We start from the raw sequence: 23,017 nt of genomic DNA on the forward strand, positions 1-23,017 counted from the left end.
GGCGTGCACCGCGGCGCCGGCGGCGTCCACGGCGCGGTCGGCGGCGGCCCACCAGCCGCCGCCCGGCGGCCCGCCGGCGGCCGGATCGCCGGGACGGGGGTCGTCGAGGTGCGGGATGTCGGCGGGAGTAGGCAGCGAATCGGCGTCGGCCGCCGTCCCGGCCTTCGGCCGGCCGTCGGGCTCGTCCGGCGGAGGCCGGTCCTCGACCGGCGGCGCGGCGTCGGGCGGAGCGTCGGGGGCCGGGTCGGGCCCGCCGCCGAGTTCCTCGGCGAGCACCCGCCGCTCGAGCTCGGCCCACCAGCGTTCCAGCTCGGCCTGCTGCTCCTGCTGCCACCGGCCCTCGGCGGCCGCGGCGGGGGCGGCGGCGTCGGGGGGTCCGGCGTCGGTGGCGGTGGTGTCCGGCTCGGCGGCGTTCCCCGCGTCGGCGGCCCCGGCGCGAATTCCGGCGTCGGCGGGGGGTTGCGCGTTCGCGGCCGAGGCGGTGCGCTCCGTGTCGGTGGCGGGGTGGTGGCCGGTGAGGGCCTGCAGCAGTCGGCGGATCATCTCGGCGGGCACCACCTGGCCGTCGACCTCGCCGGGGGCGTCGCCGCCGAGCAGGGTGCCGATCGAGGCCACCACGGTGAGCAGCACCCGCACCGGCGGCAGCTCGCACTCGCCGGGGCGCAGCACCAGGTCCAGCAGGCAGTCCACCATCCGCTGCCCGCGGCTGCGCGCATCGCCGGGCTCGGTGCCCAGGGCGTCGGCGCAGGCGCCCAGCGCCCGGTGCAGCGCCCGGGCCTCGGGCAGCGTGCAGACCACGCTGAGGGCGGCCATGCCCTCGGCGCGTTCGGAGCGCAGGTACACGCCGCGCTCGCGCAGCGCCCGGGCCAGCCGGCGGGCGGCCTCCCGGGCGTCGCGGACGGCGACGATCCGGCGGGCCCGGTCGCCCAGCTGGGCCGGGGTGGTCACCGCCGCCCGCCGGGACATCCAGGCCAGCAGCTCGGCCTCCACCGCCGCGCGCCGCGCGTCGTCGGCGATCGGCGCGACCTTGTCCAGCAGGTGCCACAGGTGCCCGGCGTGCAGCAGGCCGGTCTCCAGGGCGGCCAGCGTGCCCGGCAGCCGGTGCACCAGGGTCAGTGACCGTTCCAGCAGCGCCTCGGCGGCCTGCGCGGTGAGGTTCAGCGCCAGCGCCAGCTCCGGGGTGGCCCACTCGCTGACCGCGCGCAGCGGCTCGGCGCGGGCCGCTCAGCGGTCCGGGCTCATCGCGCCGGGTTCGCCCTGGGCCCGGTCGGCCGAGGCCGGCCGGGAGGCGGCGAACGCGGCCACCGCCCGGGCCCGCCGCGCGGTCTGCCGGGCGATCTCCCGGTCGGCGGCCTGCACCGCGCCCAGCGGCCCGGACGCCCAGCCCACCGCAGGGGCGTCGGGGCCAGGCGGGCAGTCCGGGTCGAGCACCCCGAGTTCCGGCTCTCGCTCCATGTCTTCGATCATATGTTCGAACACCCGACCGGGCAAGGCCTGTGGACACGTAACGCCAGGTCAGGAACGCGGCCCCGCGGACCGCAGCGGCACCGGACGTGCCGCGGGCAGAGCAGCGTCAGGCCGGGAGGACGGCGGTGCCCTGGACCTCGACGAGTGCCTCGTCGTCCCACAGCCTGGCCACGCCGATCCCGGCCATCGCGGGGTAGTCGCTGCCCACGAGCCGCCGCCACACCGCGCCGATCTCGCGTGCTCGGGCCCGGTAGTCGGCCAGGTCGACCGCGTAGACGGTGAGCGAGGCCAGGTCCCCCGGCGACCCGCCGGCCGCCCGCAGCGCGGTGAGCAGGTTGCCCAGCGCCCGTTCGAACTGGGCGACGACGTCCCTCCCGACGATCCGGCCCTCGGCGTCCATCGCCGTCTGCCCGGCCAGGAACACCGTCCGCCCCCCGGGCGGGGCCACCACCGCGTGCGCGAAGCCCGAGGGCCGGGCCAGCTCCGGCGGGTCGACGCGTTCGAGACCGCTCACGACTGCACCGTCCCGCCGTCGACGTTGATGCCCTGCCCGGTGATCGCCGCGCTTGCCACGCAGAGCAGCACCGCGTCGGCGACCTCGTCGGGGTCGACGAGCCGGCCGATCGGCTGACGGCGGGCCAGCGCCTCGCGCGCCTGCTCCGGCGTGCGACCGGTCGTGGCGCTGATCGTGTCCACCGTGAGCGCGGTCATCGGGGTGTCGACGTAGCCGGGGCACACCGCGTTCACCGTCACCCCGCTGCCGGCCACCTCGGCGGCGGCCGAGCGGACCAGCCCCAGCAGGCCGTGCTTGCTCGCCGTGTATGCGGCGACGTAGGGGTCACCGCGCTTGGCCGCGGTGGAGGCGACGGCGACCACCCGCCCCCAGCCGGCCTCGACCATCCCGGGCAGCGCGCGGCGCAGCAGCCGGAACGGGGCGGTGAGGTTGAGGTCGAGCATCCGGGCCCAGTCCTCGTCCGTCGTCCGGGCCAGCGGGGCCGAGGCGCCGGCGCCGGCGTTGAGCACCAGCACCTCCACCGGGCCGCCCCACTCGCGCTCGACCGCGCCGAGGACGGCGTCGGCGGCGGCGGGATCGGTGAGGTCGGCCGGGACGACCAGCGCGGGGCCGAGCAGGCCGGCGGCGACGGCGGCCAGCTCGTCGGCGGAGCGGGCGGAGAGGGCCACCGCGTGGCCCTGGTCGGCCAGCCGCCGGGCGACGGCGGCGCCGATGCCGCGCCCCGCCCCGGTCACCAGGCAGCGGCGGGAGACCACGCCGGCGAGCTTGCCAGCCGCTCGTGACGACCGTCAACATGGCGACATACCGGCCGGGGAGCGCGGCCGGTGCCCGGCGACCACGGAGGGGTGGAGCGCATGCGGCCCGAGGAGTTCACCGACATCCGCTACGACGTCGAGGAGGACAACCACGCGGTCATCACCATCGACCGTCAGGAGCGGATGAACAGCTTCCGCGGCCGCACCGTCGACGAGCTGATCTCGGCGTTCAAGCACGCGTGGGCGGACTCCCGGGTCGCCGCCGTCATCCTCACCGCGGCCGGGGAGCGGGCCTTCTGCACCGGCGGGGACGTCAAGGAGCGGGCCGAGACCGGCGGCTACGGCGAGACGGAGTGGGGCACCTTCGAGATCGAGCGGCTGCACCGGATCATGCGGGACATCCCCAAGCCGGTCATCGCCGCGGTCAACGGCATCGCGATCGGCGGCGGCCACGTGCTGCACGTGCTCTGCGACCTGACCGTCGCCTGCGAGGAGGCGACGTTCGCCCAGTCCGGGCCGCGGGTCGGCTCCTTCGACGCCGGCTTCGGCTCGGCCTACCTCGCGCGGGTCGTGGGGGAGAAACGGGCCCGGCAGATCTGGTTCCTCCTCGACCGGTACGACGCCGCCACGGCCGAGCGGTGGGGACTGGTCAACGAGGTCGTCCCGCGCGCCCAGCTGCTGGACACCGCCCGGGCCTGGGCCCGGAAGATGGGCACCTACTCGCCGACCGCGCTCCGCTTCCTCAAGCACTCGTTCAACGCCGACACCGACCACCTCGGGGGCATCTCGCACCTGGCCTTCGACGGGCTCTCGCTGTTCGCGGTCAGCGAGGAGGGCATGGAGGGGGCCCGGGCCTTCGCCGAGAAGCGACAGCCGGACTTCCGCCGCTTCCGGTGACGGCCCCGCCGCCGCGCCTCGCTCCCCCCGCGGGAGAGGATCGCTGACGTGCTCGACGGACACCTCCTCGTGGACGCGCACGTCCACGTGCCCCACCTCGCCACCCTCGCGCCGGCCTGGATCGACTGGGCGCGCCAGTTCGGCCGGCCCGGCCTGCTCGAGGAGGTCTGGCGCGCCGACGGCAGCCCCGACCCCGTGGAACTGGACCGGCTGTTCGCCGAGGAGGGGGTCGACGTCGCGCTGCTGTTCTGCGAGTACAGCCCCAAGGCGACCGGCTACCAGCTCTTCGACGACCTGCTGCCGATCGTCGAGCACAACCCGCGGCGGTTCCGCCCGGTGGCCAACGTCAACCCGCACCTGCACTTCCCGATCGCCAAGGAGCTCACCCGCCAGCTGGACCTCGGCGCGGCGGCGCTGAAGCTCCACCCGGTGCACGGCGGTTTCCGGGCCGACGACGCCGCGCTGTACCCCGCCTACGCCGTGCTGGTCGAGCGCGCGGTGCCGCTGGTCGTGCACTGCGGCACCAGCAGCTTCCCCGGGTCGACCAACGCCTACGCCGATCCGCAGCTGCTCGACGCCGTCCTCCGCGACTTCCCCGACCTGCAGGTCGTCCTCGCCCACGGCGGCCGGGGCTGGTGGTACGACGCCGCGGCCTTCCTGGCGGTCTCCCGGCCGAACGTCTGGATCGAGCTGTCCGGCCTCCCGCCCAAGCGGCTGCCCGAGTACTACGCCCGCTTCGACCTCGGCCGGCTGGCCCGGAAGTGGATCTACGGCACCGACTGGCCCGGCGTGCCCGGCCAGGCCGCCAACGCCCGAGCGGTCGCCTCCCTGGGCCTGCCCGACGACGTCGTCCCGCTGGTCCTCGGGGAGAACGCGCGCCGGGTGTACGCGGGCCTCGACCCCGCCTGAGGGGACCCCGGTTCGTCGTCCGGCGGGGCATCGGTCAGGATGGAGCGGATGTACCGGGGGAGAGGAGAGGTCACCCGTGGGCAAGCACCGGGCACCTGACGCAGACCCCACCGACTTCGACGCGGCGACCACCGCCCTCGTCGACGTCACCGGCGACTACGAGATCGACGCGGCGCACACCCGCATCGGCATCCGCGCCCGGCACGCGATGGTCACCACGGTCCGCGGGTCGTTCACCGACTTCAACGGGACCGCGCACCTCGACACCGGCGACCCGGCGGCCAGCTCGGTCACGCTGCGGATCCGGACGGCGAGCATCGACACCGGCCAGCCCGACCGGGACGCGCACCTGCGCTCGGCGGACTTCCTCGACGTCGAGACCTACCCGGAGATCGTGTTCGTCTCGACCGACGTCGAGCAGATCGAGGCCGACGTCTACGCGGTGAGCGGTGACCTCTCGATCCGCGGCACCACCCGCCCGGTGTCGGTCGACTTCACCCTCACCGGCTCGGCGAAGGACCCGTTCGGCAACACCCGGGTCGGCTTCGAGGGCGCGCTGGCGATCAAGCGCAGCGAGTGGGGGCTCACCTGGAACACGCCGCTGGACACCGGCGGCGTGCTGGTCAGCGACCGCATCCAGATCGAGTTCGACGTCTCCACCGTCCGCGTCCGCTGACGGGCGGCGCGCCCTACAGCCGCCGGATCGTCGCCAGCCAGGCCGGTGCGCCGGCGTCGTCGTGGAAGCGCGTCAGGATCCGGTCCGGCTCGACGGCGGCGACCTCCCATCCGGTGGCGGGCTCGAACGCCGCTCGCAGCTCGTGCCGGCCGACGGGGTGCGGGCCGGTGCCGGGGCCGTCGTCGCTGAAGCACAGCACGTACAGGGTCCCGCCGCGCCCGGTCACCGATGCCAGGCTCGCCACGTATCCCGGCCGCTCGTCGCCGTCCAGGGCGTGGAACAGCCCGCAGTCCAGCACCGTGTCGAACCGGCGCCCCAGCCGCTCCAGCCGGAGCGCGTCGGCCACGGCGAACTCGGCCGCGATCCCGCGGTCGTGGGCCTTCTCCCGGGCGATCGCCAGCGCCGTCCCGGCCACGTCGACGCCGAGGACCGGCAGGCTCAGCGACGCGACGTGCAGTGCGTTCTCGCCGGTTCCGCACCCCGCATCCAGTACGGCGCCGGCGAACCCGCCCGCGGCGGCCACCCGCACCACCGCCGGCTGCGGCCGGCCGACGTCCCACGGCGCGGGGCCGTCGTGGTACGACGCATCCCAGGGCAGCCCCGTCATCCGCTCGTGAGCGGTCGGCTGCCGACCGGCGAACGGATCGTCAGCGGAGGTCCCCGGCACCGTCGTCCTCCTCGTCCACCTGTTCCCGGCACCACATCGTGGCACCCGGGGCCGACGGGTCGGAGCGGACCGGATCCGGCCGGCGTCGGGGCCGGCGACGGCGCCAGAACGGCGTGGCGAACCGGCGCACGTCCCCGTAGTGACGCGCGTGGTCGGCCAGGTACCGGGCGCACTCGTCGTCGCGCGCGGACTCGTATCGGGCGACCACCGTCCCGGCGGATCCGGGACGGTCGAGCAGGTGCCCGGCCGCGTCCGCAGCGGACTCCGCCGTCCGGAGCGCTCGCAGGACCCCGCTGCCCGTGAGCGGGTCGACGGAGAGCGCCGCGTCGCCGACCGACAGCCAGGGCCGCGGATCACCGGCGCGCCGCGAGCGTTGGCTGGCTGCGGAGTGCGCTCGTGGCGCCGACCGCAGGGGCGCGGCACCGACTCGGGCGGCGGTCACGGCCGTCGCGCTCAACCGGTCGCGCCACGGCGCGCTCGCGTGCAGACCGCCCTCCCGGCAGAGGTCGGCGTCGGTCATCAGCATCCCGACCATGCCCGCCCCCGGGAGCGGCGCGGTGTACCACCAGCCCTCGGCGGCGGCCTCGAGGAGCAGGTACTGCTCCTCGGCGACGTCCACGCCGTCCCACCGGACGGCCAGGGCGACCAGCCGGTCGAACGTGCTGCGTCCGGCGCCCAGGGCGCGGGAGATGCCGGCGCGGCGTCCCGTCGCGTCGACCACCAGCCGGCCGCGCACGGCACGCCCGTCGGCACAGGCCAGCAGCCACGCGTCACCGTCCGGCCGGCATCCCACCGCCGCCGTGCCGGTCCACAGGTGCGCGCCGGCGGAGGCGGCGGCGTCGGCCAGCATCCGGTCGAAGGCGCGGCGATCGACGTGCCAACCGCACGCGTAGCCGCTGACGAGGTGGGAGTGCTCGACCGGTGCCGGGTCGGCCCAGACGCTGCGGGTGCCCCACGAGGGCAGGGGGTGCAACCCGGTGAACCGCTCCCAGACGCCGAGGTCCTCCAGCAGCGGCCAGACGAGCGGAGCGAGCGTCTCCCCGACGCGCGGCCGGTCGAAGCGGCTGCGTTCCAGCACGGCCACCGACCGGCCCGTGGCCGCCAGCCGCAGGGCCGTCGCCGAGCCGGCCGGCCCGCCGCCCACGACGACGGCGTCCCAGGTGGACGGCACGGTCAGTGCTGCGGCCGGAGGGTGCGGCAGCGCTCCTCGAGGCACGCCCGGGCCCGGTCCAGGTCGAAGCCCAGGCGCCGCAGGCGTTCCAGCAGCGACGGGTCGACGACCCCGTCCTCGAACAGGCAGGACAGGAGACCGCACAGTGCCTCGTCCACCTGGCCGGCGCCGCCCGAGGGGGCGGGCGTGTCGCCTCCCCGCCACACGGCGGCGGTGACCGTCCGCTCCCGCGTGAACGGCCGGCCGGCACGGGTGCGTCCGCGTGCGCGCACCCGCGCGCGGTAGACGCCGGGAGCGGCGGTGCCGAAGCCGGCCCGGAACTCGCCGGGTGCCCCCGGCGCGAGGGGGAGCACCGTCGCCGATCCGTCGGGGCGGGTGATCTCCGCCCACACCGCGGGGTCGCCCTCGATCGGGAGGCTCGACTGGGTCAGGGTCGCGTCGAGTGCGACCTCGGCGCCCGGCTCGTAGGAGCGCTGGCTCGCCTGGGCCCGGAGCGACACGTTCGAGAACGCGTGCACGACCAGGCTGTAGGGCAGGCCACGCCGGCCGGGGTCGGCCTCGGCGGCGTCCGGGAGCGCCCCGGCCCCGGGCGTACCGCCCTGCTCGGCCACCACCGAGAACGCACGCTCGAACTCGTACGGTCGACGCGGCGGGACCGGCGGGTCGGACGGGCCGCGACGGCCCCTCAGGATCTCGCGGTCGACACCGTCGGCGTCGTCGGTCGGCCCCGTCCGGGGCCGTCCCGGCGTGAGCAGCGCGTGCCAGGTGCCGGCCTGGTCGAACCGGCGGGGACGCAGCTGGACGGGCAGGGCGAGCCGGTAGTACGCCACGCCGTCGCCGGTCCCGTACTGCATCGTCGGTTCCTGGGTGGCCCGCCACGGTTCCACGAGCAGGCCGTTGGGCGTCTGCAGCCGGAAGTCGACGGCGTCGGGCCGGGGGGTCAGCAGGACGACCTCGACGCCCGAGTCGGCGTCGCTGAGCTGGAACGGGATGCGGTGGACGGCGCCCCGGACCAGTTCGCCGTCGGGGTCGAGGACGACCTCGGCCTGGGTGAGGCCCGCCAGGATCTGGAGGAAGTACTTCTGCAGCAGGAACCGGTTGTCACCGGTGATCGCGCCCGTGACGAGCAGGAACCCGCCGTTGTTGCCCGACACCGTCTGCAGTGCGGGCACGCTGATGTTGTGCGGCTGGCCGAGGCCCACCGCGAAGGTCCGCTCGTTGATCTGCCCGGCGACGTCGGAGATCAGCCGTGGGCTGTTCTCGATGCCGTCGGTGAGGACGACCAGCGCCTTGACGTCGAACGGCGGCGCCGCGGTCAGCACGGACCGGCCCTCGGCGATGCCGTCGCCGATCGACGTCGCCCCCAGGGGATCGAGGGCGTTGCCGTTGATGACGTCGTGGGTCGCCCTGCGGTTCACGTCCGTCAGGCCGCCGGGTCCCAGGGGCAGGACCGGCTGCAGCGACTGGGCGTCCTGGTTGTAGCGCACGAGGCCGACGCCGTCGCCCTCGAGCACCAGGTCGACGAAGGTGTTCGCGGCCTGCTGGAGCGAGGCGTGCTTGCTCTGACCGTCGCCGCGGTCCTCGGCCATGCTGCCCGACCGGTCGAGCACCAGGGCGGCGGCCGCCGTCGCGCGGGCGACGGTGTTGCCGTCGACCGAGACCTGCCAGGTGTCCCCGGACGCGGCCTCCCGGACGGTGAGGGTCTGCGTCGGGATGGACGACGGTGCGACACCCGTGCGGTAGACCAGCCACAACCGGGCGCCGGCGACGGCGTTGGGGGCAGTGGGGCCGACCGTGACCGAGGACGTGGCCGCGACCAGCTGCGGGTGGGCCGGGCCTCCGCCGGGCGCGAAGTCCAGGGTGACCGCGGCGCCGGGCGAGACGACCTCGAACGTGATGGCCAGCGCCGCCTCGCGCACCATGCCCATCGGACCCTGCGGCACGTCGGTGAAGCGCAGGTGGGGCGTGAGCAGGGTGATCGAGGCCTCGTCGCAGTGCTCCACCTCCACGTGCTCGTCCCCCTGCCGGACGACGAAGCCCAGCGTGTGCCACAGGGTGGCCATGTCGTCCATGCTGGTGACGTCGCGGTCCCACCGCGCCTGCCCCCCGGTGTCCTGGGGGACGACGTCGTTCGGGCGCGGCACCGGCCACCAGTTGTCCCCGCAGGCCTTGAAGTCCGCCTGCCACGGGAGCGCCATGGCCCTGGAGATGCTGCCGGCGGTCACGGTCGGGGCCAGCCGGAACGGCGCGGTGTAGGGGGACTCGATGATCGGGCGGTCTCCCGGCGCGAGCCCGCCGCCCTCGATGCCCGGGAAGAACGCGCCACCCACACAGGCCTCGAGGGCCGCCCGGTCCAGGCCGTCGGGCGTCACGTCGGCCTCGGGCGCCGGCACCCCCACCCAGTCGGCCGTGTAGGCGCCGGACTGCCAGCGCTGCACGTGCGCGAGCTGGATGGGCGTCAGCGACGAGTCGGCCCCGTTCAGCAGCGGCATGTCGCCCAGCGGGCGGAGCCGGGCGACGATCGCGTCGACCAGCGGCTGGCTGGTGACGGGCTCGGGCCAGGTGTGCGCGCCGAAGATGCCCTCCACCCACCGCATGTCCCGGGCCCGCTGCAGGATCGGGTGGATGTCCCGCGTGTACGACGTCGTGGTCGGCGCCGTGCGCAGACCCAGGTCGACCATGTGCTGCAGCACCCGGTCGTAGAGCGTGACGGGGCTGTCCTGGTGCGGCGCGAACTTGGGTGGCGCGGTGATCACCCACGCCCGGTCGACCGCCGGTGTCGAGCCGTCGGCGCGGAGCGTGATCGATGCGCTGACCGGGCCGTCGGCGACGTCGTCGTACCAGCCCGCGTTGGCCCAGAAGTTGCCGATGAGGTTCCCGGCGGGTGATGCGGCGTCCCCGCGCCCGCCCAGCACCAGCAGGTGGCCGGCGTCGTCGGACCTGATCTCGCCGAGGGGCACCGGGACCACCGGGTGCCCGGCGAAGTGGATCGACCCGCCGTCGAACACCGCCCGCTGGTCCGGGCCAGTGAGGGTGCGCGGGCCGGGGTCGATGGTCAGGTCGGCGACCGGTTCGGCGTTGCCCCGGCCCGGGTGCGCGGCCTTCGCGTTGACCAGGTGGACGGTCCAGGAGATCTCGGCGTCGTCGTCGGTGATCTCCTGGACCGTGCCGTCGTCGTGCTGGGCGAAGACGCGGAACCGGGCCGCCTGGCGCTTGACCCGGCACTGGGCGTCCTTGAAGCCGCCCTGCGGCTGCGGCACCTCGCCCACGCGCTCGGGTCCGATGAAGAACTCGTCGGGGCTGTTGCCCACCCGTGCGACGCCGATCGCCGGGTGGATGCGGTACACCGTGGCCACGGGACGCTCCTTCCACGTGGGACCTCCGTCCCACGGGCAGGAGCTGCTGCTCGCGGCCGGGTGGGACCGGACGCCGAGCAGTGTGGAGCCGCGCGCGTCACGCCCCCGTCACGAGCCGGTCACCGGCGGGAGCCGGCGTTCTCCCGCCTCGACGGCGCAGCGGGCCCACGGGGCGGCGCGAGCCCCTCGCCACGCGCCCTCAGCGCATCGCGCCCTCGGTCAGGTAGCGGGTGTGCCAGCTCAGCGCCTCGGCCAGCAGGTGCGGGGTGTGCCGGCCGGGGGCGTCGCGCAGCGCGCGGTCGTAGTAGTCGCGGAGGAGGGGCCGGTAGTCCGGGTGGGCGCACCGCTCGATCACCAGCTCGGCGCGCTTGCGCGGCGGCAGCCCGCGCAGGTCGGCGAGCCCCTGCTCGGTGACGATCACCGCGACGTCGTGCTCGGTGTGGTCGACGTGGCTGACCATCGGCACGATCGTCGAGATCGCCCCGCCCTTGGCCGTCGACGGGGTGAGGAAGAAGGAGATGTAGGCGTTGCGGGCGAAGTCCCCCGAGCCGCCGATGCCGTTCTGGATCCGGCTGCCCATGACGTGCGTGGAGTTGACGTTGCCGTAGATGTCGGCCTCGATCAGCCCGTTCATCGCCAGGACGCCGAGCCGCCGGACGATCTCCGGGTGGTTGCTGATCTCCTGGGGTCGCAGCAGGATCCGCTCCCGCAACGCCTTCGCCTCGGCGTCGAACCGCGCCGTCCCCTCCGGGCTCAGCGAGAACGCCGTCGCCGAGGCCGACACCATGCGGCCCGAGCACAGCAGCTCGAGCATCCCGTCCTGGATGACCTCGGTGTAGGCGGTGAGCCCCTCGAAGGACGAGCCGCCGAGCCCGGCGAGGACGGCGTTGGCGACGTTGCCCACCCCCGACTGCAACGGCAGCAGCGAGCGCGGGACGCGGCCGCGGGCCACCTCGTGCTCCAGGAACTCGACGATGTGCCCGGCGATGGCGACCGAGTCCGCGTCCGGCGGACGGAAGGCGCTGTTCCGGTCCGGGGCGTCGGTCTCGACGATCGCGACGATCTTCTCCGGCGGGCAGCGCAGGTACGGCACCCCGATCCGGTCGTCGGGACGGGTCAGCTCGATCGGCCGGCGCGACGGCGGCAACGCGGTGCCGTAGTAGATGTCGTGCATCCCGTCCAGCGCCGGGCTCTGCCGGGCGTTGACCTCGAGGACGACGCGGTCGGCCAGGTCCAGCCAGGTCTTGTTGTTCCCGACCGACGACGACGGGATCAGGTCGCCGTCGGCGGTGATGCCGCTGACCTCGACGACGGCGACCTCCAGCGGGCCGAGGAAGCCCATCCACGCCATCTGGGCGACGTGCGACAGGTGGACGTCGATGTACTCCATGAGCCCGGCGTTGATCTTCTCGCGGCTCACCGGGTCGGACTGGTAGGGCAGCCGCAGCTCGATCCCGTCGGCGGCGGCGAGCGCGCCGTCCAGCTCCGGGGCGGTGGAGGCGCCGGTCCAGACGTTCACCCGGAAGGGCCGGCCGGCCTCGTGCGCCTCGTGGATCTCCCGGGCCAGGGCCTGGGGGACGGCCTTGGGGTAGCCGGCGCCGGTGAAGCCGCTCATGCCGACGGTGTCGCCGTCCCGGATGTGCGCCGCGGCCTCCTCCGCCGGGACGACCTTGCGGGCCAGGCCCGGGGAGAGGATGCGTCCGGCGCCCGCCATGGCCCCACGCTACGCGGCGCGGCCCTCCGGCCAGAGGGCGAGCAGCGTGCGGATGCCCGTGACGAGCGCGAGTGGCTGGTCGAGCATCGGGTGGTGCCCCGCCTCCGGCAGGTCGACGACGGGCAGCCCGTCCGGCACGAGCGCGGCCATCTCGGCGGCCATCTCCGGCGTCACCAGGCCGTGCTCGCAGCGGAACAGCGCCGCGGGAGCGGCCAGTCGGGGGAGCAGCTGCCGCACGGACGGGCGGGTGCCGAAGAACGAGGGGTCGAACTTCCACGTCCAGCCGCCCTCGACCGGGCGCAGCGAGCCGCGGGCGACGTGCTCGCGGACGTAGGGCAGGTAGGCCTCCTGCGGGGGGAGGGTGCGGAAGCGGGCGACCGCGGCGTCGAGGTCGGCGTGCACCTTGTGCACCCGCGGCTGCTCGCGCAGCGTCTGCTCCTCGGGCGGCTGCCGGTCCAGCGGGGAGTCGATGACGGCGACCCCGGCGACGGCGCCCCCGTGCTCGACCCCGGTGGTCAGCGCGACCCAGCCGCCCATGCTGTGGCCCAGGACCACCGGCCGGGACAGCTCCTCGGCGGCGGCGACGGCGAGCACCTCCCGCGACCACTGCGACATCCCGTAGCCGTCCCGCCGCTCGCTGTCGCCGTGCCCGCTGAGGTCGAGGGCGACGACGCGGTGGGTCGCCAGCAGCGGCGCCACGTGGTCCCACCAGCCGGAGTGCGCCGCGCCGCCGTGCACCAGCACCAGCCCGGGCCGGCCCGGCTCGCCCCACGCGCGGTAGTGGACGCGGGCTCCGTCGACCGGCACGTCCCGGTGCTCGGGTGCACTCGCCAGTGCACGGGGGAACCAGGCCGGGGTCGGGTCGCCGGGGCTCGGCATGGGTGTGCTCCTCGCGGTCGTCGAACGCGGGCCCCGGGGGGCCGGATGGGCACGTTACGCAGGCGCCCGGTGCGGGCACGTTCGTTGACCCGATCGGGGAGCGCTGGTTAGGGTCGGCGTGCGGCAGGGGAACCGGTGTGCGGATGCCGCACACCGGGCCGTCCACCGCACCCGACGACGAGGAGCCGCCATGGAACTGGAGTCGATCCTCGACCCCACCGGCGCGACCGACGCCGCCGCGGACACGTCGCTGGCCCCCCGGCCGACGACCCTGCGCGGCAAGACGCTCGGCCTGCTCGACAACACCAAGCCGAACGGGGCGGCGCTGCTGTCCGAGCTCGGCTCGGTCCTGCGGCAGCGCTACGGGCTCAAGGACGTGCTGATGTACAGCAAGCCCTACTTCGGCACCCCGGTGGAGCCCACGCAGACCCAGCGGATCTTCGAGGAGTGCGACTTCGCGATCACCGCGATCGGCGATTAGGGCTCCTGCAGCGCGGCCAGTCTGGCCGACGGGATCCTCTTGGAGCGGCAGGGCGTGCCCGCCGTCTCCATCTGCACCGACGCCTTCCGCATCACCGCGGAGGCGATGGCCCGGACCTACGGGTTCCCGGGCTTCGCGTACGTGTCCATCCCGCACCCGGTGGCCTCCCTCTCGGCCGAGGGCATCCGGCAGCGGGTCGAGGAGATGCTGCCCCGCGTGCTGGAGATCCTCGGGGTCGAGGACTGAGCGGGTGAACGACACCCAGCGCGCCATCGAGCACTGCTACGCGAAGGGCTGGACCGACGGCCTGCCGGTCGTCCCGTGCGACGCCGAGGCGCTGGAGGTGGTGCTCGCCCGGGTCGACCGCGACCCGGGCGAGGTGCTGTTCGAGATGCCGCAGATCAACCGCGCGGTCACCGTGCGGCTCGCGGCGGTCAACGCGGTGATGGCCGGCTGCCTGCCGGAGTACTTCCCGGTCCTGGTGGCCGCGTGGGACTCGCTGCGCGAGGAGGGCTACGCGGGCAAGGGCATCTGGCAGAGCACCACCGGCACCGCCTCGCTGCTGCTGGTCAACGGTCCGGTGCGCACCCAGCTCGGCGTCAACTGCGCCGGCAACCTGTTCGGGCCGGGCTTCCGGGCGAACGCCACCATCGGGCGGGCCGTCCGGCTGACCGCGATCAACGCCCTCGGGCTGCGGCCGCACGAGCTCGACCAGGCCACCCAGGGCACGCCGGCGAAGTACACCGCCTGCATCGGGGAGAACGAGGAGGAGTCCCCGTGGGCGCCGCTGCACGTCGACCACGGCCTCGCCCCCGAGGACAGTGCGGTGACGGCGATGACGATGCGCTCCACGCTGCACATCGAGGCCCGGCACACCGGCGTCCCCGAGCAGCTGCTCACCGACGTCGCCGGATCGCTGGCCCGCACCGGCGCGCTGCTGCACCAGACGGTGAGCGCCTGCGTCGTCCTCGGCCCGGAGCACGCGCACCTGCTGGCCGACGCCGGCTGGTCCAAGCGCGACGTCTCCCGGTTCCTCCACGAGCAGTCGTTCGTGCCGCGGGAGGTCCTCGACCGCGCCGGCAAGGGGGCGGTGTCGGCCAAGAGCCACTGGCGGGTGGCCCGCGACCACCCGGACGCCGTCGTCGACGCCGGGCCCGACCCGGCCCGCGACGGCATCTCCGCGATGACCTCGCCCGAGGCGGTCCTCGTGGTGGTCGCCGGCGCGTCCAACTCCGGCGTCTCGGCGATCGTGGAGACCTTCGGGCCGCGCGGCGGCCGACCGGCCGTCACCCGGATCGCGGGGGTCTGACGCGTGCCGGAGGAGGGCTTCCGGGAGAACCTCGCCACGGTGCTCGAGGCGGTCGCCGACGCGGTCGGCACGCTCGACCCGGACCGCACCGTCCTCGTGCACGGCGACCGGGCCCGCACCTGGGCGCAGTTCGACGAGCGCGCCGCCCGGCTGGCCGGCGCGCTCGCCGCGCGGGGGGTCGGCCCCGGCGATCCGGTCGGCATCGGGCTGTACAACTCGCCGGAGTACCTCGAGACGGTGTTCGCGGTCCTCAAGCTGCGCGCCGTCCCGGTCAACGTGAACTACCGCTACCGCGAGGCCGAGCTCGAGCAGGTGCTGCGGATGGTCGGCGCCCGCGGGCTGGTCGTCGACGCCACCCTCGCCGACCGCGCGGCCGTCGTCGCGGGCCGGTTCCCCGAGCTGTCCGCGGTCGTCGTCGCCGGCGACGAGGGCAGAAATGGCCATTTCTGCCCCTACGAGGAGGCCATCGCCGGGCCGCCGGCGCCGCGGTGCGAGCGCTCGGCCGACGACTGGGTGCTGCTGCTCACCGGCGGGACGACGGGGCTGCCCAAGGCCGTGGTGTGGGACTGCGCCGGCGTCTGCGGGGTGGTCTCCTCGGCCTACGGGCGGGCGCAGCGCCCCGTTCCGGCCGACCTCGGCGGCGTGGTCGCCGACGCCGTGGCGGCGGTGCGCGAGGGCACCGCGCCGGTGTTCCTCCCGGCCTCGCCGCTCATGCACGGCACCGGCTTCTTCACCAGCCTGGGCAACCTGCTGCGCGGCGGCCGGGTGGTCACCCTGCCGCAGCGGTCGCTGGACCCCGCGGCGCTGTGGGCGGCGGTGCAGGAGCACGGGGTGCACGAGCTGGCGATCGTGGGCGACGCGTTCGCCGTCCCGCTGCTGGCCGAGCTGGACCGCGCCGCCGCCGAGGGGACGCCGTACGACCTGGGCTCGCTGCGCCGGGTGTTCAGCTCCGGGGTGCGGTGGGGCACCGAGACCAAGCGGGGGTTGCTCCGGCACGGGCGCCTCACGCTGCAGGACTCGATCGCCGCGACCGAGGGCGGCCCGTTCGGCATCTCGCTGTCCGGCCCGGACCCCGACGCGGTCACCTCCCGGTTCACCCTGCCCGCCACCGCCCGGGTGGTCACCGCGGACGGCCGCGACGTCGTCCCCGGGTCGGGCGAGGTCGGCGAGCTGGCCAGCACCGGCAACCTGCCGCTGGGCTACCTGGACGACCCGGTCGCGACCGCGGCGGTGTTCCGGACCTTCGACGGCGTGCGGCACGCCGTCCCCGGGGACTCGGCGACGGTCGAGGCCGACGGCACGCTGACCCTGCTGGGCCGCGGCTCGGGGGTCATCAACACCGGCGGCGAGAAGGTCTTCGCCGAGGAGGTCGAGCAGGCGCTCGTCGACCACCCCGCGGTGGCCGAGGCGGTCGTCGTCGGCGTCCCGGACGACCGGTGGGGGAGCCGGGTCACCGCGCTGGTCGTGGCCGAGCCCGGCGCCGAGGTGGACGCCGACGCCCTGGCCGCGCACGTGGGCGCCCGGCTGGCCGACTACAAGCGGCCGCGGCTGGTCACCGTCGTCCCGGCGATCGAGCGGACGGTGTCGGGGAAGATCGACCGGCGCTGGGCTACGGAGCGGGCCCAGGAGCTGAGCGGGCGGGACTGACCGCTCAGAGCTGACCGGGCGGCGTCGGTCGCACGCCGAGCAGCCCGATGTCCCGCTCGACGAGGCGGGCGGTCTCCTGCAGCGGCTGCAGCGCCGCCCGCCGCAGCGCCGTGGGGGACAGCCGCCGGGAGTGCGTCCCGACGTTGACCGAGGCCACGACGGTGCCCTGGGAGTCGCGCACCGGCACCGCGATGGACGTGACCCCCTCCTCCAGCTCCTGGTCGACCAGCGCGTACCCGTGGGCCCGCACCTCTCCGAGCACCTCGCGCAGCCGCACCGGATCGGTGATCGTCTTCGAGGTGCGTGCCTCCAGCCGGGTTCGTCCGAGGTGGGCGTCCAGCTCCTCGTCCGGCAGCGCGGCCAGCTGCACCCGGCCGTGCGAGGTGAGGTAGGCGGGCAGGCGGGTCCCGATCGTGATGCCGCCGACCCGCACGCGGCGGGGGCCGACCCAGGCGACGTAGACGATGTCGTCGCCGTCGAGGACCGCGGCGCTCACCGTCTCGTTGAGCCGGTCCGACAGCGCGGTGAGGTGCGGCGCCATCACCTGCGGCACCGACATCACCGACAGGTAGGTGTAACCCAGCTCCAGCACCGACGGGCGCAGGTGGAAGCGGCGGTCGGCGGTGCCGACGTAGTCGAGGTCGACGAGGGTGAGCACGAACCGGCGGGCCGCGGCGCGGGTCATGCCGGTGCGGCGGGCGATGTCGCTGAGCGTCAGCTCCGGCTCGTCGGCGGTGAACGCCTTGATCACGGCCAGCCCGCGCTCCAGGGACTGCACGAAGTAGTCCCCGCGCGCCCGGCCGCCGGCCGTCACGGTCTCGTCCGCGCCCTCGGGCACGGTCTCCGGTTCGCTCAGTGGGTCCAGCTCCTCCGCGCCGTCGCGGTCGTGTGCCGCGCCGTCCATGTGGCCGTCGATCCTCGTCCGTGCGGCGGCGCCGGGACAGGCACCGGGGACGCTACCCGCCCGACGGGGTGACGATGACCTGCCCGCGGTCGGCGTCGACCCGCACCCAGTCGCCGGTGCGGATCAGCTCGAACGGGTCGCCGTCGAGGTCGGTGACCGCGGGCACGTGGGTCACCACCACCCCCAGGGCGATCTTGGTGTTCATCGTGGTGAAGACCATCGCGGCCGGGGCAGAGCCCATCAGCCGGGACATGTGGAACATGCCCGACCAGCCCGAGGAGCCCTTCGCGCCGCGGAACACCAGCACCTTGCCGGCGAAGGACTGCCCGACCAGCTCGTGCCGGGACTCGATGACCCGCCCCTTGCGCGGCTCGACCCCGCCCCAGCCGGAGATCGCCTCGCGGGTCACCAGCGCCTCGCCCTCGGCGACGCCGCCGACGAGGCCGCGGCCGGTCAGGACGACGGGGGTGCTCACGGCCGTTCCCCCCGCCAGGTGCCGGTCACCGCGGCGTCCACGCACTCGGTCAGCGTCCCGAACCAGCCCTGCACGTTCATGATCGCGGGCAGGTAGTGCACCTGCTTGGCCGAGTCGGTGGCGATCACCCGGGTGCCCTTCGGGAGGAACTGCCCGATCGCCGGGCAGGTGTCGCTCATCAGCAGCGCACCGGCCTCCTCGAGCGCCCGCGCGTAGCCGTTCTGCTCGGCGACGTGGCGCAGCGCCCGGGGCGTGAAGACCCACAGCTCGGTGTCGGCGTGCACCCGGCGCCCCTCGAGCAGCCGGACGACGTCGCGGATCTGGCCCAGCGTCGCGTGCGGGCACCCGATCATCACCAGGTCCACCGCGTCGTCGCGCGCGGTGGCGTTGAGGTGGGCGTGGGCCTCCCGGCGCTCGGCCGGGCCGTAGCGCAGCCGCTGCACCGGCGCCCGCCCGGCGAGGGCCTCCTCGACGGTGCGCGCCTCGGCCGTGATCCCGGGGACGTGGTACATCTCCACCCCGCCCGACGACGCGGCCGCGGCCCCGAAGTGCTTCAGGCGGACGAGGTCCGGCGTCGCGGCGATCCCGTCGACGACGGGGATGGCCTCCTCCGGCAACTGCTCGCCGATCCAGTAGCCCAGCAGGCCCCAGTCGAGGTTGGCCTCCACCGGCGTCGTCACCTCGACCAGGTGCGTGCCGCGCCGGTTCTCCTCGAGGTGCAGCCCCCAGTAGGGGATCTTGCCGGTGAGCATGGCCGCGCCGGTGCTCTCCCGGCCCTCGACGTTGGTCCGCGCGCCGAGCACTGAGTTGACGTAGACGACCGCCGAGCTCTCCATCCAGGCGCAGTGCTCGCCCTTCAGCGGCACGTTGCCCACCTGGTACGGCGTGCAGGTGTTGAGCAGGTGGATGCCGTGCTCGGCGTTGTACCGCTCGCTGGCCACGATCTCGTCGTGCTCGGCCTGCGGCAGCCCCTGCACCTGCCAGTGCTTGGTGTCCATCGGCCCGATGAGCTGGTAGCTCTGCGCCTTCACCGGCGGGATGGTCAGCACCGTCGGCGCGTCCAGGCTGTGCTCGGAGAACGCGGCGTCGGGGGTGGGGGAGCCGCACACCAGGCTGTGCCGGGAGCCGAAGAGGTTGGCTCCGCACACGTTGTCGGTGTCGACCAGCCGCTCGGCGCCCAGCACCTCGCCGTAGCGGACCAGCAGGTCCATCGCCGCGGCGACCGCCTCGCCCTGCGCACCGTCGAGCATCGCCTTCTCGTCGTCGGCCAGCCTCACGACGCCTCGCCTCCGTCGAACCGGACGCCGTCCTCCACCAGCCGGGCCTGCAGCTTGGCGACGTCGACGTCCCCCAGGGCGACCCCGGCGGAGAGCGCCAGGTCGGCGGCGGTGCCGGCGGCCTGGCCCATCGCGAAGCACGGCCCCGAGACCCGGGCGCTGGACTGGCCCTCGTGGGTCATCGACGCGCACCGGCCGACGACGTAGGTGTTGGTGAGCACCTGGGGGACGATCATGCGGAACGGCAGCTGGTTGTAGCCGCGGGGCTGCCGCTGCCAGCGGATCTCGACGTCGCCGGCCACGTGCGCCTCCACCGGCCACCCGTTGACGCCGATGGCGTCGGGGAAGTCCGCGCAGTCGAGGATGTCGTCCTCGCTGAGCTGGTAGGCCCCGACGATCCGGCGGGTCTCGCGGATGCCGATGTCCGGGGCGATGTCGACGACGTAGGCGGCCTCGAAGCCGGGCACCTCCTGCTGGTAGAACGGGAAGACGTCGCGCACCTGGCGGCGGCCCTGGAGCTCGCCGCGGGTCAGCTGCCAGACGTCGGTGCCGTCGATCGCGCTGCCGTCGGGGTTGCGCAGCTGGGTGATGTTGGCCCGCCACTCCAGCGGGTTGCGCTGCGGGCGCACGATCGGCCGCTTGCGCGGGAAGAGGTACCGGCCACCGAGCTCGGCCTCGTCCATGAGGTCGGGCAGCTTGTCGTAGGTGGCGTGGGCGGCGTCGGCGTCCACGCCGTTGATGCGGAACATCAGCGACGGGTAGAGCATCCCGTGCGCCGGGTCGGTCTTCTCGTACGGCGCCCCGGCCCAGGCGGCGAGGTCGCCGTCCCCGGAGCCGTCGACGAACACCTGGCCGCGGATCGCGCCGCGGCCGGACTTCGACTCCACCAGCAGCGCGTCCACCCGCTGCTCGTCGGCCATGACGACGCCGACGGCGAGGGCGTGGAAGAGCAGCGTCACGCCGGCCTCGACCAGCAGGTCGTCGAGGGCGATCTTGTAGGCGGAGATGTCGTAGGCCTGGGCGAGGATCCGGTTGGCGAAGCTCAGGTGCGGCGCGTTGAGCCCGTCGAGGGCCGCCATCCGCTCCAGCAGCTCGTCGGTCAGGCCGTGGACGACCTGCCGGTCCTCGCCGTGCACGCGCGCGTGCAGCCCGCAGAAGGTGGACAGCCCGCCGGCGCTGCCCGCCCCGCCGGTGTAGCCGTTGCGCTCGACCAGGATGGTCGAGCGGCCGGCGCGGGCGGCGGCCGCGGCGGCCATCACCCCGGCCGGGCCGCCGCCGACGACGACGACCTCGTACTCGCCGATGACGGCGGTGCGCCGTCCGGGTTCCTCGATCCAGGTCACCGGTCCTCCTCGGGGCCGCGGCCCGGGGCCGGTGCGGTGAGCACCGCGCCCTCCGGGACGGGGGAGACCAGCCTGCGGTACGCCGACAGCCAGCCGTGGTCCGGGCCCGGTTCGGCGGTGCCCAGGCGCTCGCGGCGGGCGGCCAGGACGTCGTCGGGGACCTCGAGGTCGACGGTGCGCCGGTCCACGTCGATGACGATGCGGTCGCCGTCCTCCACCAGGCCCAGCGGGCCACCGAGCGCCGCCTCCGGGGTGACCTCGCCGACGACGGTGCCGACGTTGACCAGGCCGGACATCTGCCCGTCGGTGACCAGCGCGACGCTGTCGCCGAGGCCCGCGCCCTCCAGGGCGAAGACGACCGCCGAGCCCAGCGCCATGCCGGGGCCGCCGACGACGCCGAGGCCGCGGACGACGAGCACCGTGCCCGGGTGCACCTCGCCGCGGGCCAGCCCCTCCAGCGCCGCGTCGCGGGAGGGGTAGCACAGCGCGGTGCCCTCGAACCGGCGGTTGCCGCGGTCGTCCACCGGCCGCTTGACCACCGCGCCGCCGGGGGCCAGCGAGCCGCGGACCACGACGATGGTGGGCCGGGTGCCGAACGGCCGGTCCGCGGGGCGGACCACCTCCTCGTCGGCCGCCTCCGCGTCGGCCAGCACCTCGCCGAGCGTGCCGCCGTCCACCGTGGGGACGTCGAGGTCGAGCAGGTCGCGCAGCTGGGCCAGCACCGCCCGCGTGCCGCCGGCCCGCTCCAGGTCCTCGATGAAGTGCGGCCCGTTGGGGCGGACGGCGCACAGCAGCGGCACCCGGTCGGCGAGCTCGGCGAACAGCCCGGGCACGTCGACGTCCACCGCCGCCTCGTGCGCCACCGCCTGCAGGTGCTTGATCGAGTTCACCGAGGCACTGGTGGCGAGCATGACGGTCACGGCGTTGCGGAAGGCCGCCGGCGTCATCACCTGGCGCGGGCGCAGGCCCTCGGTGACCAGGCCGACGATGCGTGCGCCGGCCCGGCGGACGCCGTCCCACATCGCCGGGCTGTTGGCCAGCACCGGCGTGGTGCCCGTCAGCGACATGCCGAGCGCCTCGCAGGCCATGTGCATGGTGTTCGCCGTGCCCAGGCCGGCGCAGACACCCGGGCCGCGGATGGCGTTGTCGGCCATCCCGCACAGGTGCTCGAAGGTCATCCGGCCGGCCGCCACCGACCCGGCGGCGAGGAAGACCTCCTCGATGTCGACGTGCTCGCCCCGGTAGTCGCCGCTGGGCTGGTAGCCGCAGCCGACGACGACCGTCGGGATGTCCAGCCGCGCGCCGGCCATGAGGTGCGCCGGGGCGGTCTTGTCGCACGAGGCGAGGGTGACCATGCCGTCGAGCTGGGCGCCCTCGACCGCGACCTCGACGTCGTTCACGATCAGGTCGCGGCTGGGCAGGATGTAGCGCCCGTCGCGGCCGGCCGAGGTGATGAAGTCGCTCGGCGCTGCCGTGCGCACCTCGAAGGGCAGCCCACCGGCGGCGCGGATCGCCTCCTCCAGCACCGGCACGATGCCGTCGAGGTGGCTGAAGCAGATCGCCAGCTTCGACGAGCTGTTGACGATGGCGATCTTGGGCTTGCGCATGTCCTCGTCGGAGATGCCCAGCGCCCGCCACTGTGCCCGGCGCACCGCCCAGCGGGAGCTGCCCTCCTGCAGGTTGCTCCGCAGCTCGCTCACGGGGAGACGCCCGCCACCGAGTCGTGCCACGGGATCATCAGCCGCTTGGTGAGCGTGACCGCGGCGTAGAGCAGCGAGCCCATGAGCGCCAGCAGCACGATCACGGCGAACAGCTGCGGCGCGTCCAGCGCGTTGAGGCTGCGCACCACCAGGTGGCCCAGGCCCTCGCTGCCGCCGAGGTACTCGCCGACGATCGCGCCGATCACCGCGAAGACGATGCCCACCTCGGCCCCGGCGAAGATGTAGGGCAGCGTGCTGGGCAGCTCCAGGTTCCGGAACGTCGCCCAGCGGCTGGCGCCCAGGCCGCGCATGACGTCGCGGTGCCCGCGGTCCACCGACCGGACGCCGAGCATCACGTTCAGCATGATCGGGAAGAACGCCAGGATCGCGGCCATGATGATCTTCGATGTCGTCCCGAAGCCGAACCAGATGACGAAGATCGGGATGAACGCGACCTTCGGGATCACCTGGAGGGCGACCAGCGCCGGCTGCACGGCGCGCTCGAGCCAGACCACCCGGCCGAGGATCGCGCCGACGGCCATGCCGAAGACCAGCGCGAAGAAGAACCCGACGAGCACCTCGTAGAGGGTGATCCAGATGTCGGTCCAGACCGCGGCGGTGCCCAGCATCGTGACCAGGGAGTCCCAGACGTCCAGGGGTGCGGGGAGGATGAACTCCGAGACGCCGATGACCGAGACGGCGAACTGCCAGCCGCCGATCAGCAGGAGCAGCAGGATCGGCGTGGAGATGAAGGGCAGCGCCTTCATCAGCCCGTCGCGGTCACCGGCGTAGCGCTGCTTGGCCTCGGTGCTGCCGGGACCGGTGGAGGTCTCCGGTGCGGGGCGGTCGAGCGTGGTCATGCGTCCTCCTCGACGG

General features: G+C 74.7%; 20 protein-coding genes and 1 pseudogene. 6 read left to right on the forward strand and 15 right to left on the reverse strand.

Translation table 11 applies throughout. The features are described 5' to 3' along the window. From MY526_RS16920 to MY526_RS16935, 4 genes are all read right to left on the reverse strand, one after another. The coding region (locus tag MY526_RS16920; RefSeq protein WP_436704686.1) for a DUF222 domain-containing protein at positions 1-1,206 on the reverse strand (1,206 nt) is incomplete at its 3' end. 18 nt (positions 1,207-1,224) lie between these two features. After that, positions 1,225-1,455, reverse strand: a complete 231-nt coding sequence (locus MY526_RS16925; RefSeq protein WP_436704615.1) for a hypothetical protein — start codon at positions 1,453-1,455, stop codon at positions 1,225-1,227. A 118-nt stretch (positions 1,456-1,573) separates the two neighbouring features. Further along, complete coding sequence (locus MY526_RS16930; RefSeq protein ID WP_436693766.1) at positions 1,574-1,981, reverse strand: RidA family protein; 408 nt, start codon at positions 1,979-1,981, stop codon at positions 1,574-1,576. After that, positions 1,978-2,736 carry an SDR family NAD(P)-dependent oxidoreductase gene (locus MY526_RS16935; protein ID WP_436693767.1) on the reverse strand — a complete coding sequence of 253 codons (759 nt, stop codon included), beginning with the start codon at positions 2,734-2,736 and terminating at the stop codon, positions 1,978-1,980. Before MY526_RS16935 ends, MY526_RS16930 begins: the two co-directional genes overlap by 4 nt. A 69-nt stretch (positions 2,737-2,805) precedes the next feature. Between MY526_RS16935 and MY526_RS16940 the strand changes: the two genes are divergently transcribed. From MY526_RS16940 to MY526_RS16950, 3 genes are all read left to right on the forward strand, one after another. Continuing rightward, on the forward strand, positions 2,806-3,633 hold the full coding sequence (locus MY526_RS16940; RefSeq protein WP_436693768.1) for an enoyl-CoA hydratase-related protein: 828 nt from the start codon (positions 2,806-2,808) through the stop codon (positions 3,631-3,633). Positions 3,634-3,681: 48 nt separating this feature from the next. Continuing rightward, on the forward strand, positions 3,682-4,542 hold the full coding sequence (locus tag MY526_RS16945) for an amidohydrolase family protein (RefSeq protein WP_436693769.1): 861 nt from the start codon (positions 3,682-3,684) through the stop codon (positions 4,540-4,542). 76 nt (positions 4,543-4,618) lie between these two features. Continuing rightward, on the forward strand, positions 4,619-5,218 hold the full coding sequence (locus tag MY526_RS16950) for a YceI family protein (protein WP_436693770.1): 600 nt from the start codon (positions 4,619-4,621) through the stop codon (positions 5,216-5,218). Positions 5,219-5,231: 13 nt separating this feature from the next. Here MY526_RS16950 and MY526_RS16955 read toward each other — a convergent pair whose 3' ends face one another. The 5 genes from MY526_RS16955 to MY526_RS16975 form a co-directional block, all read right to left on the reverse strand. Beyond that, positions 5,232-5,885, reverse strand: coding sequence for a class I SAM-dependent methyltransferase (locus tag MY526_RS16955; RefSeq protein ID WP_436704617.1), 654 nt, complete (start codon positions 5,883-5,885; stop codon positions 5,232-5,234). Further along, positions 5,866-7,056, reverse strand: a complete 1,191-nt coding sequence (locus tag MY526_RS16960) for an NAD(P)/FAD-dependent oxidoreductase (RefSeq protein WP_436704619.1) — start codon at positions 7,054-7,056, stop codon at positions 5,866-5,868. The genes MY526_RS16955 and MY526_RS16960 overlap by 20 nt, the downstream gene beginning before the upstream one ends. Before the next feature lie 2 nt (positions 7,057-7,058). Beyond that, positions 7,059-10,412 carry a LodA/GoxA family CTQ-dependent oxidase gene (locus tag MY526_RS16965; RefSeq protein WP_436704621.1) on the reverse strand — a complete coding sequence of 1,118 codons (3,354 nt, stop codon included), beginning with the start codon at positions 10,410-10,412 and terminating at the stop codon, positions 7,059-7,061. Positions 10,413-10,611: 199 nt separating this feature from the next. Then, positions 10,612-12,126, reverse strand: coding sequence for an acetyl-CoA hydrolase/transferase family protein (locus tag MY526_RS16970; protein WP_436693774.1), 1,515 nt, complete (start codon positions 12,124-12,126; stop codon positions 10,612-10,614). Between the two features lie 9 nt (positions 12,127-12,135). Further along, positions 12,136-13,005: an alpha/beta fold hydrolase gene (locus MY526_RS16975; RefSeq protein WP_436693775.1), complete on the reverse strand. Its 870-nt coding sequence runs from the start codon at positions 13,003-13,005 to the stop codon at positions 12,136-12,138. A gap of 190 nt (positions 13,006-13,195) precedes the next feature. On the opposite strand from MY526_RS16975, the pseudogene MY526_RS16980 reads away from it, so the two are divergent. The 3 genes and pseudogenes from MY526_RS16980 to MY526_RS16990 all read left to right on the forward strand — a co-directional run bounded on the left by MY526_RS16980 (position 13,196) and on the right by MY526_RS16990 (position 16,442). After that, positions 13,196-13,732: pseudogene (locus MY526_RS16980) on the forward strand (UGSC family (seleno)protein). Between the two features lie 4 nt (positions 13,733-13,736). Further along, complete coding sequence (locus MY526_RS16985; RefSeq protein ID WP_436704623.1) at positions 13,737-14,795, forward strand: hypothetical protein; 1,059 nt, start codon at positions 13,737-13,739, stop codon at positions 14,793-14,795. Positions 14,796-14,798: 3 nt separating this feature from the next. Further along, a complete protein-coding gene (locus MY526_RS16990; RefSeq protein WP_436704625.1) occupies positions 14,799-16,442 on the forward strand; it encodes an AMP-binding protein in 1,644 nt (547 codons plus the stop codon). 4 nt (positions 16,443-16,446) lie between these two features. On the opposite strand, the gene MY526_RS16995 is transcribed toward MY526_RS16990, so the two are convergent. Genes MY526_RS16995 through MY526_RS17020 form a run of 6 tightly spaced genes read right to left on the reverse strand, consistent with a single transcriptional unit; the run spans position 16,447 to position 23,001 of the window. Then, positions 16,447-17,346 (reverse strand): IclR family transcriptional regulator domain-containing protein, encoded by a 900-nt coding sequence (locus MY526_RS16995; protein WP_436693778.1) that lies wholly within the window; start codon positions 17,344-17,346, stop codon positions 16,447-16,449. Between the two features lie 52 nt (positions 17,347-17,398). Continuing rightward, complete coding sequence (locus MY526_RS17000) at positions 17,399-17,821, reverse strand: aconitase X swivel domain-containing protein (RefSeq protein ID WP_436693779.1); 423 nt, start codon at positions 17,819-17,821, stop codon at positions 17,399-17,401. Further along, positions 17,818-19,098: an aconitase X gene (locus MY526_RS17005; protein ID WP_436704627.1), complete on the reverse strand. Its 1,281-nt coding sequence runs from the start codon at positions 19,096-19,098 to the stop codon at positions 17,818-17,820. Before MY526_RS17005 ends, MY526_RS17000 begins: the two co-directional genes overlap by 4 nt. Beyond that, positions 19,095-20,441, reverse strand: a complete 1,347-nt coding sequence (locus tag MY526_RS17010) for an FAD-dependent oxidoreductase (RefSeq protein ID WP_436704628.1) — start codon at positions 20,439-20,441, stop codon at positions 19,095-19,097. Before MY526_RS17010 ends, MY526_RS17005 begins: the two co-directional genes overlap by 4 nt. Next, complete coding sequence (locus MY526_RS17015; protein WP_436704630.1) at positions 20,438-22,141, reverse strand: dihydroxy-acid dehydratase; 1,704 nt, start codon at positions 22,139-22,141, stop codon at positions 20,438-20,440. Before MY526_RS17015 ends, MY526_RS17010 begins: the two co-directional genes overlap by 4 nt. Beyond that, positions 22,138-23,001 (reverse strand): ABC transporter permease, encoded by an 864-nt coding sequence (locus MY526_RS17020; protein ID WP_436693783.1) that lies wholly within the window; start codon positions 22,999-23,001, stop codon positions 22,138-22,140. The genes MY526_RS17015 and MY526_RS17020 overlap by 4 nt, the downstream gene beginning before the upstream one ends. Positions 23,002-23,017 lie beyond the last annotated feature (16 nt).

The organism is Geodermatophilus sp. CPCC 205761 (genome assembly GCF_051383655.1).
GTDB lineage: Bacteria > Actinomycetota > Actinomycetes > Mycobacteriales > Geodermatophilaceae > Geodermatophilus.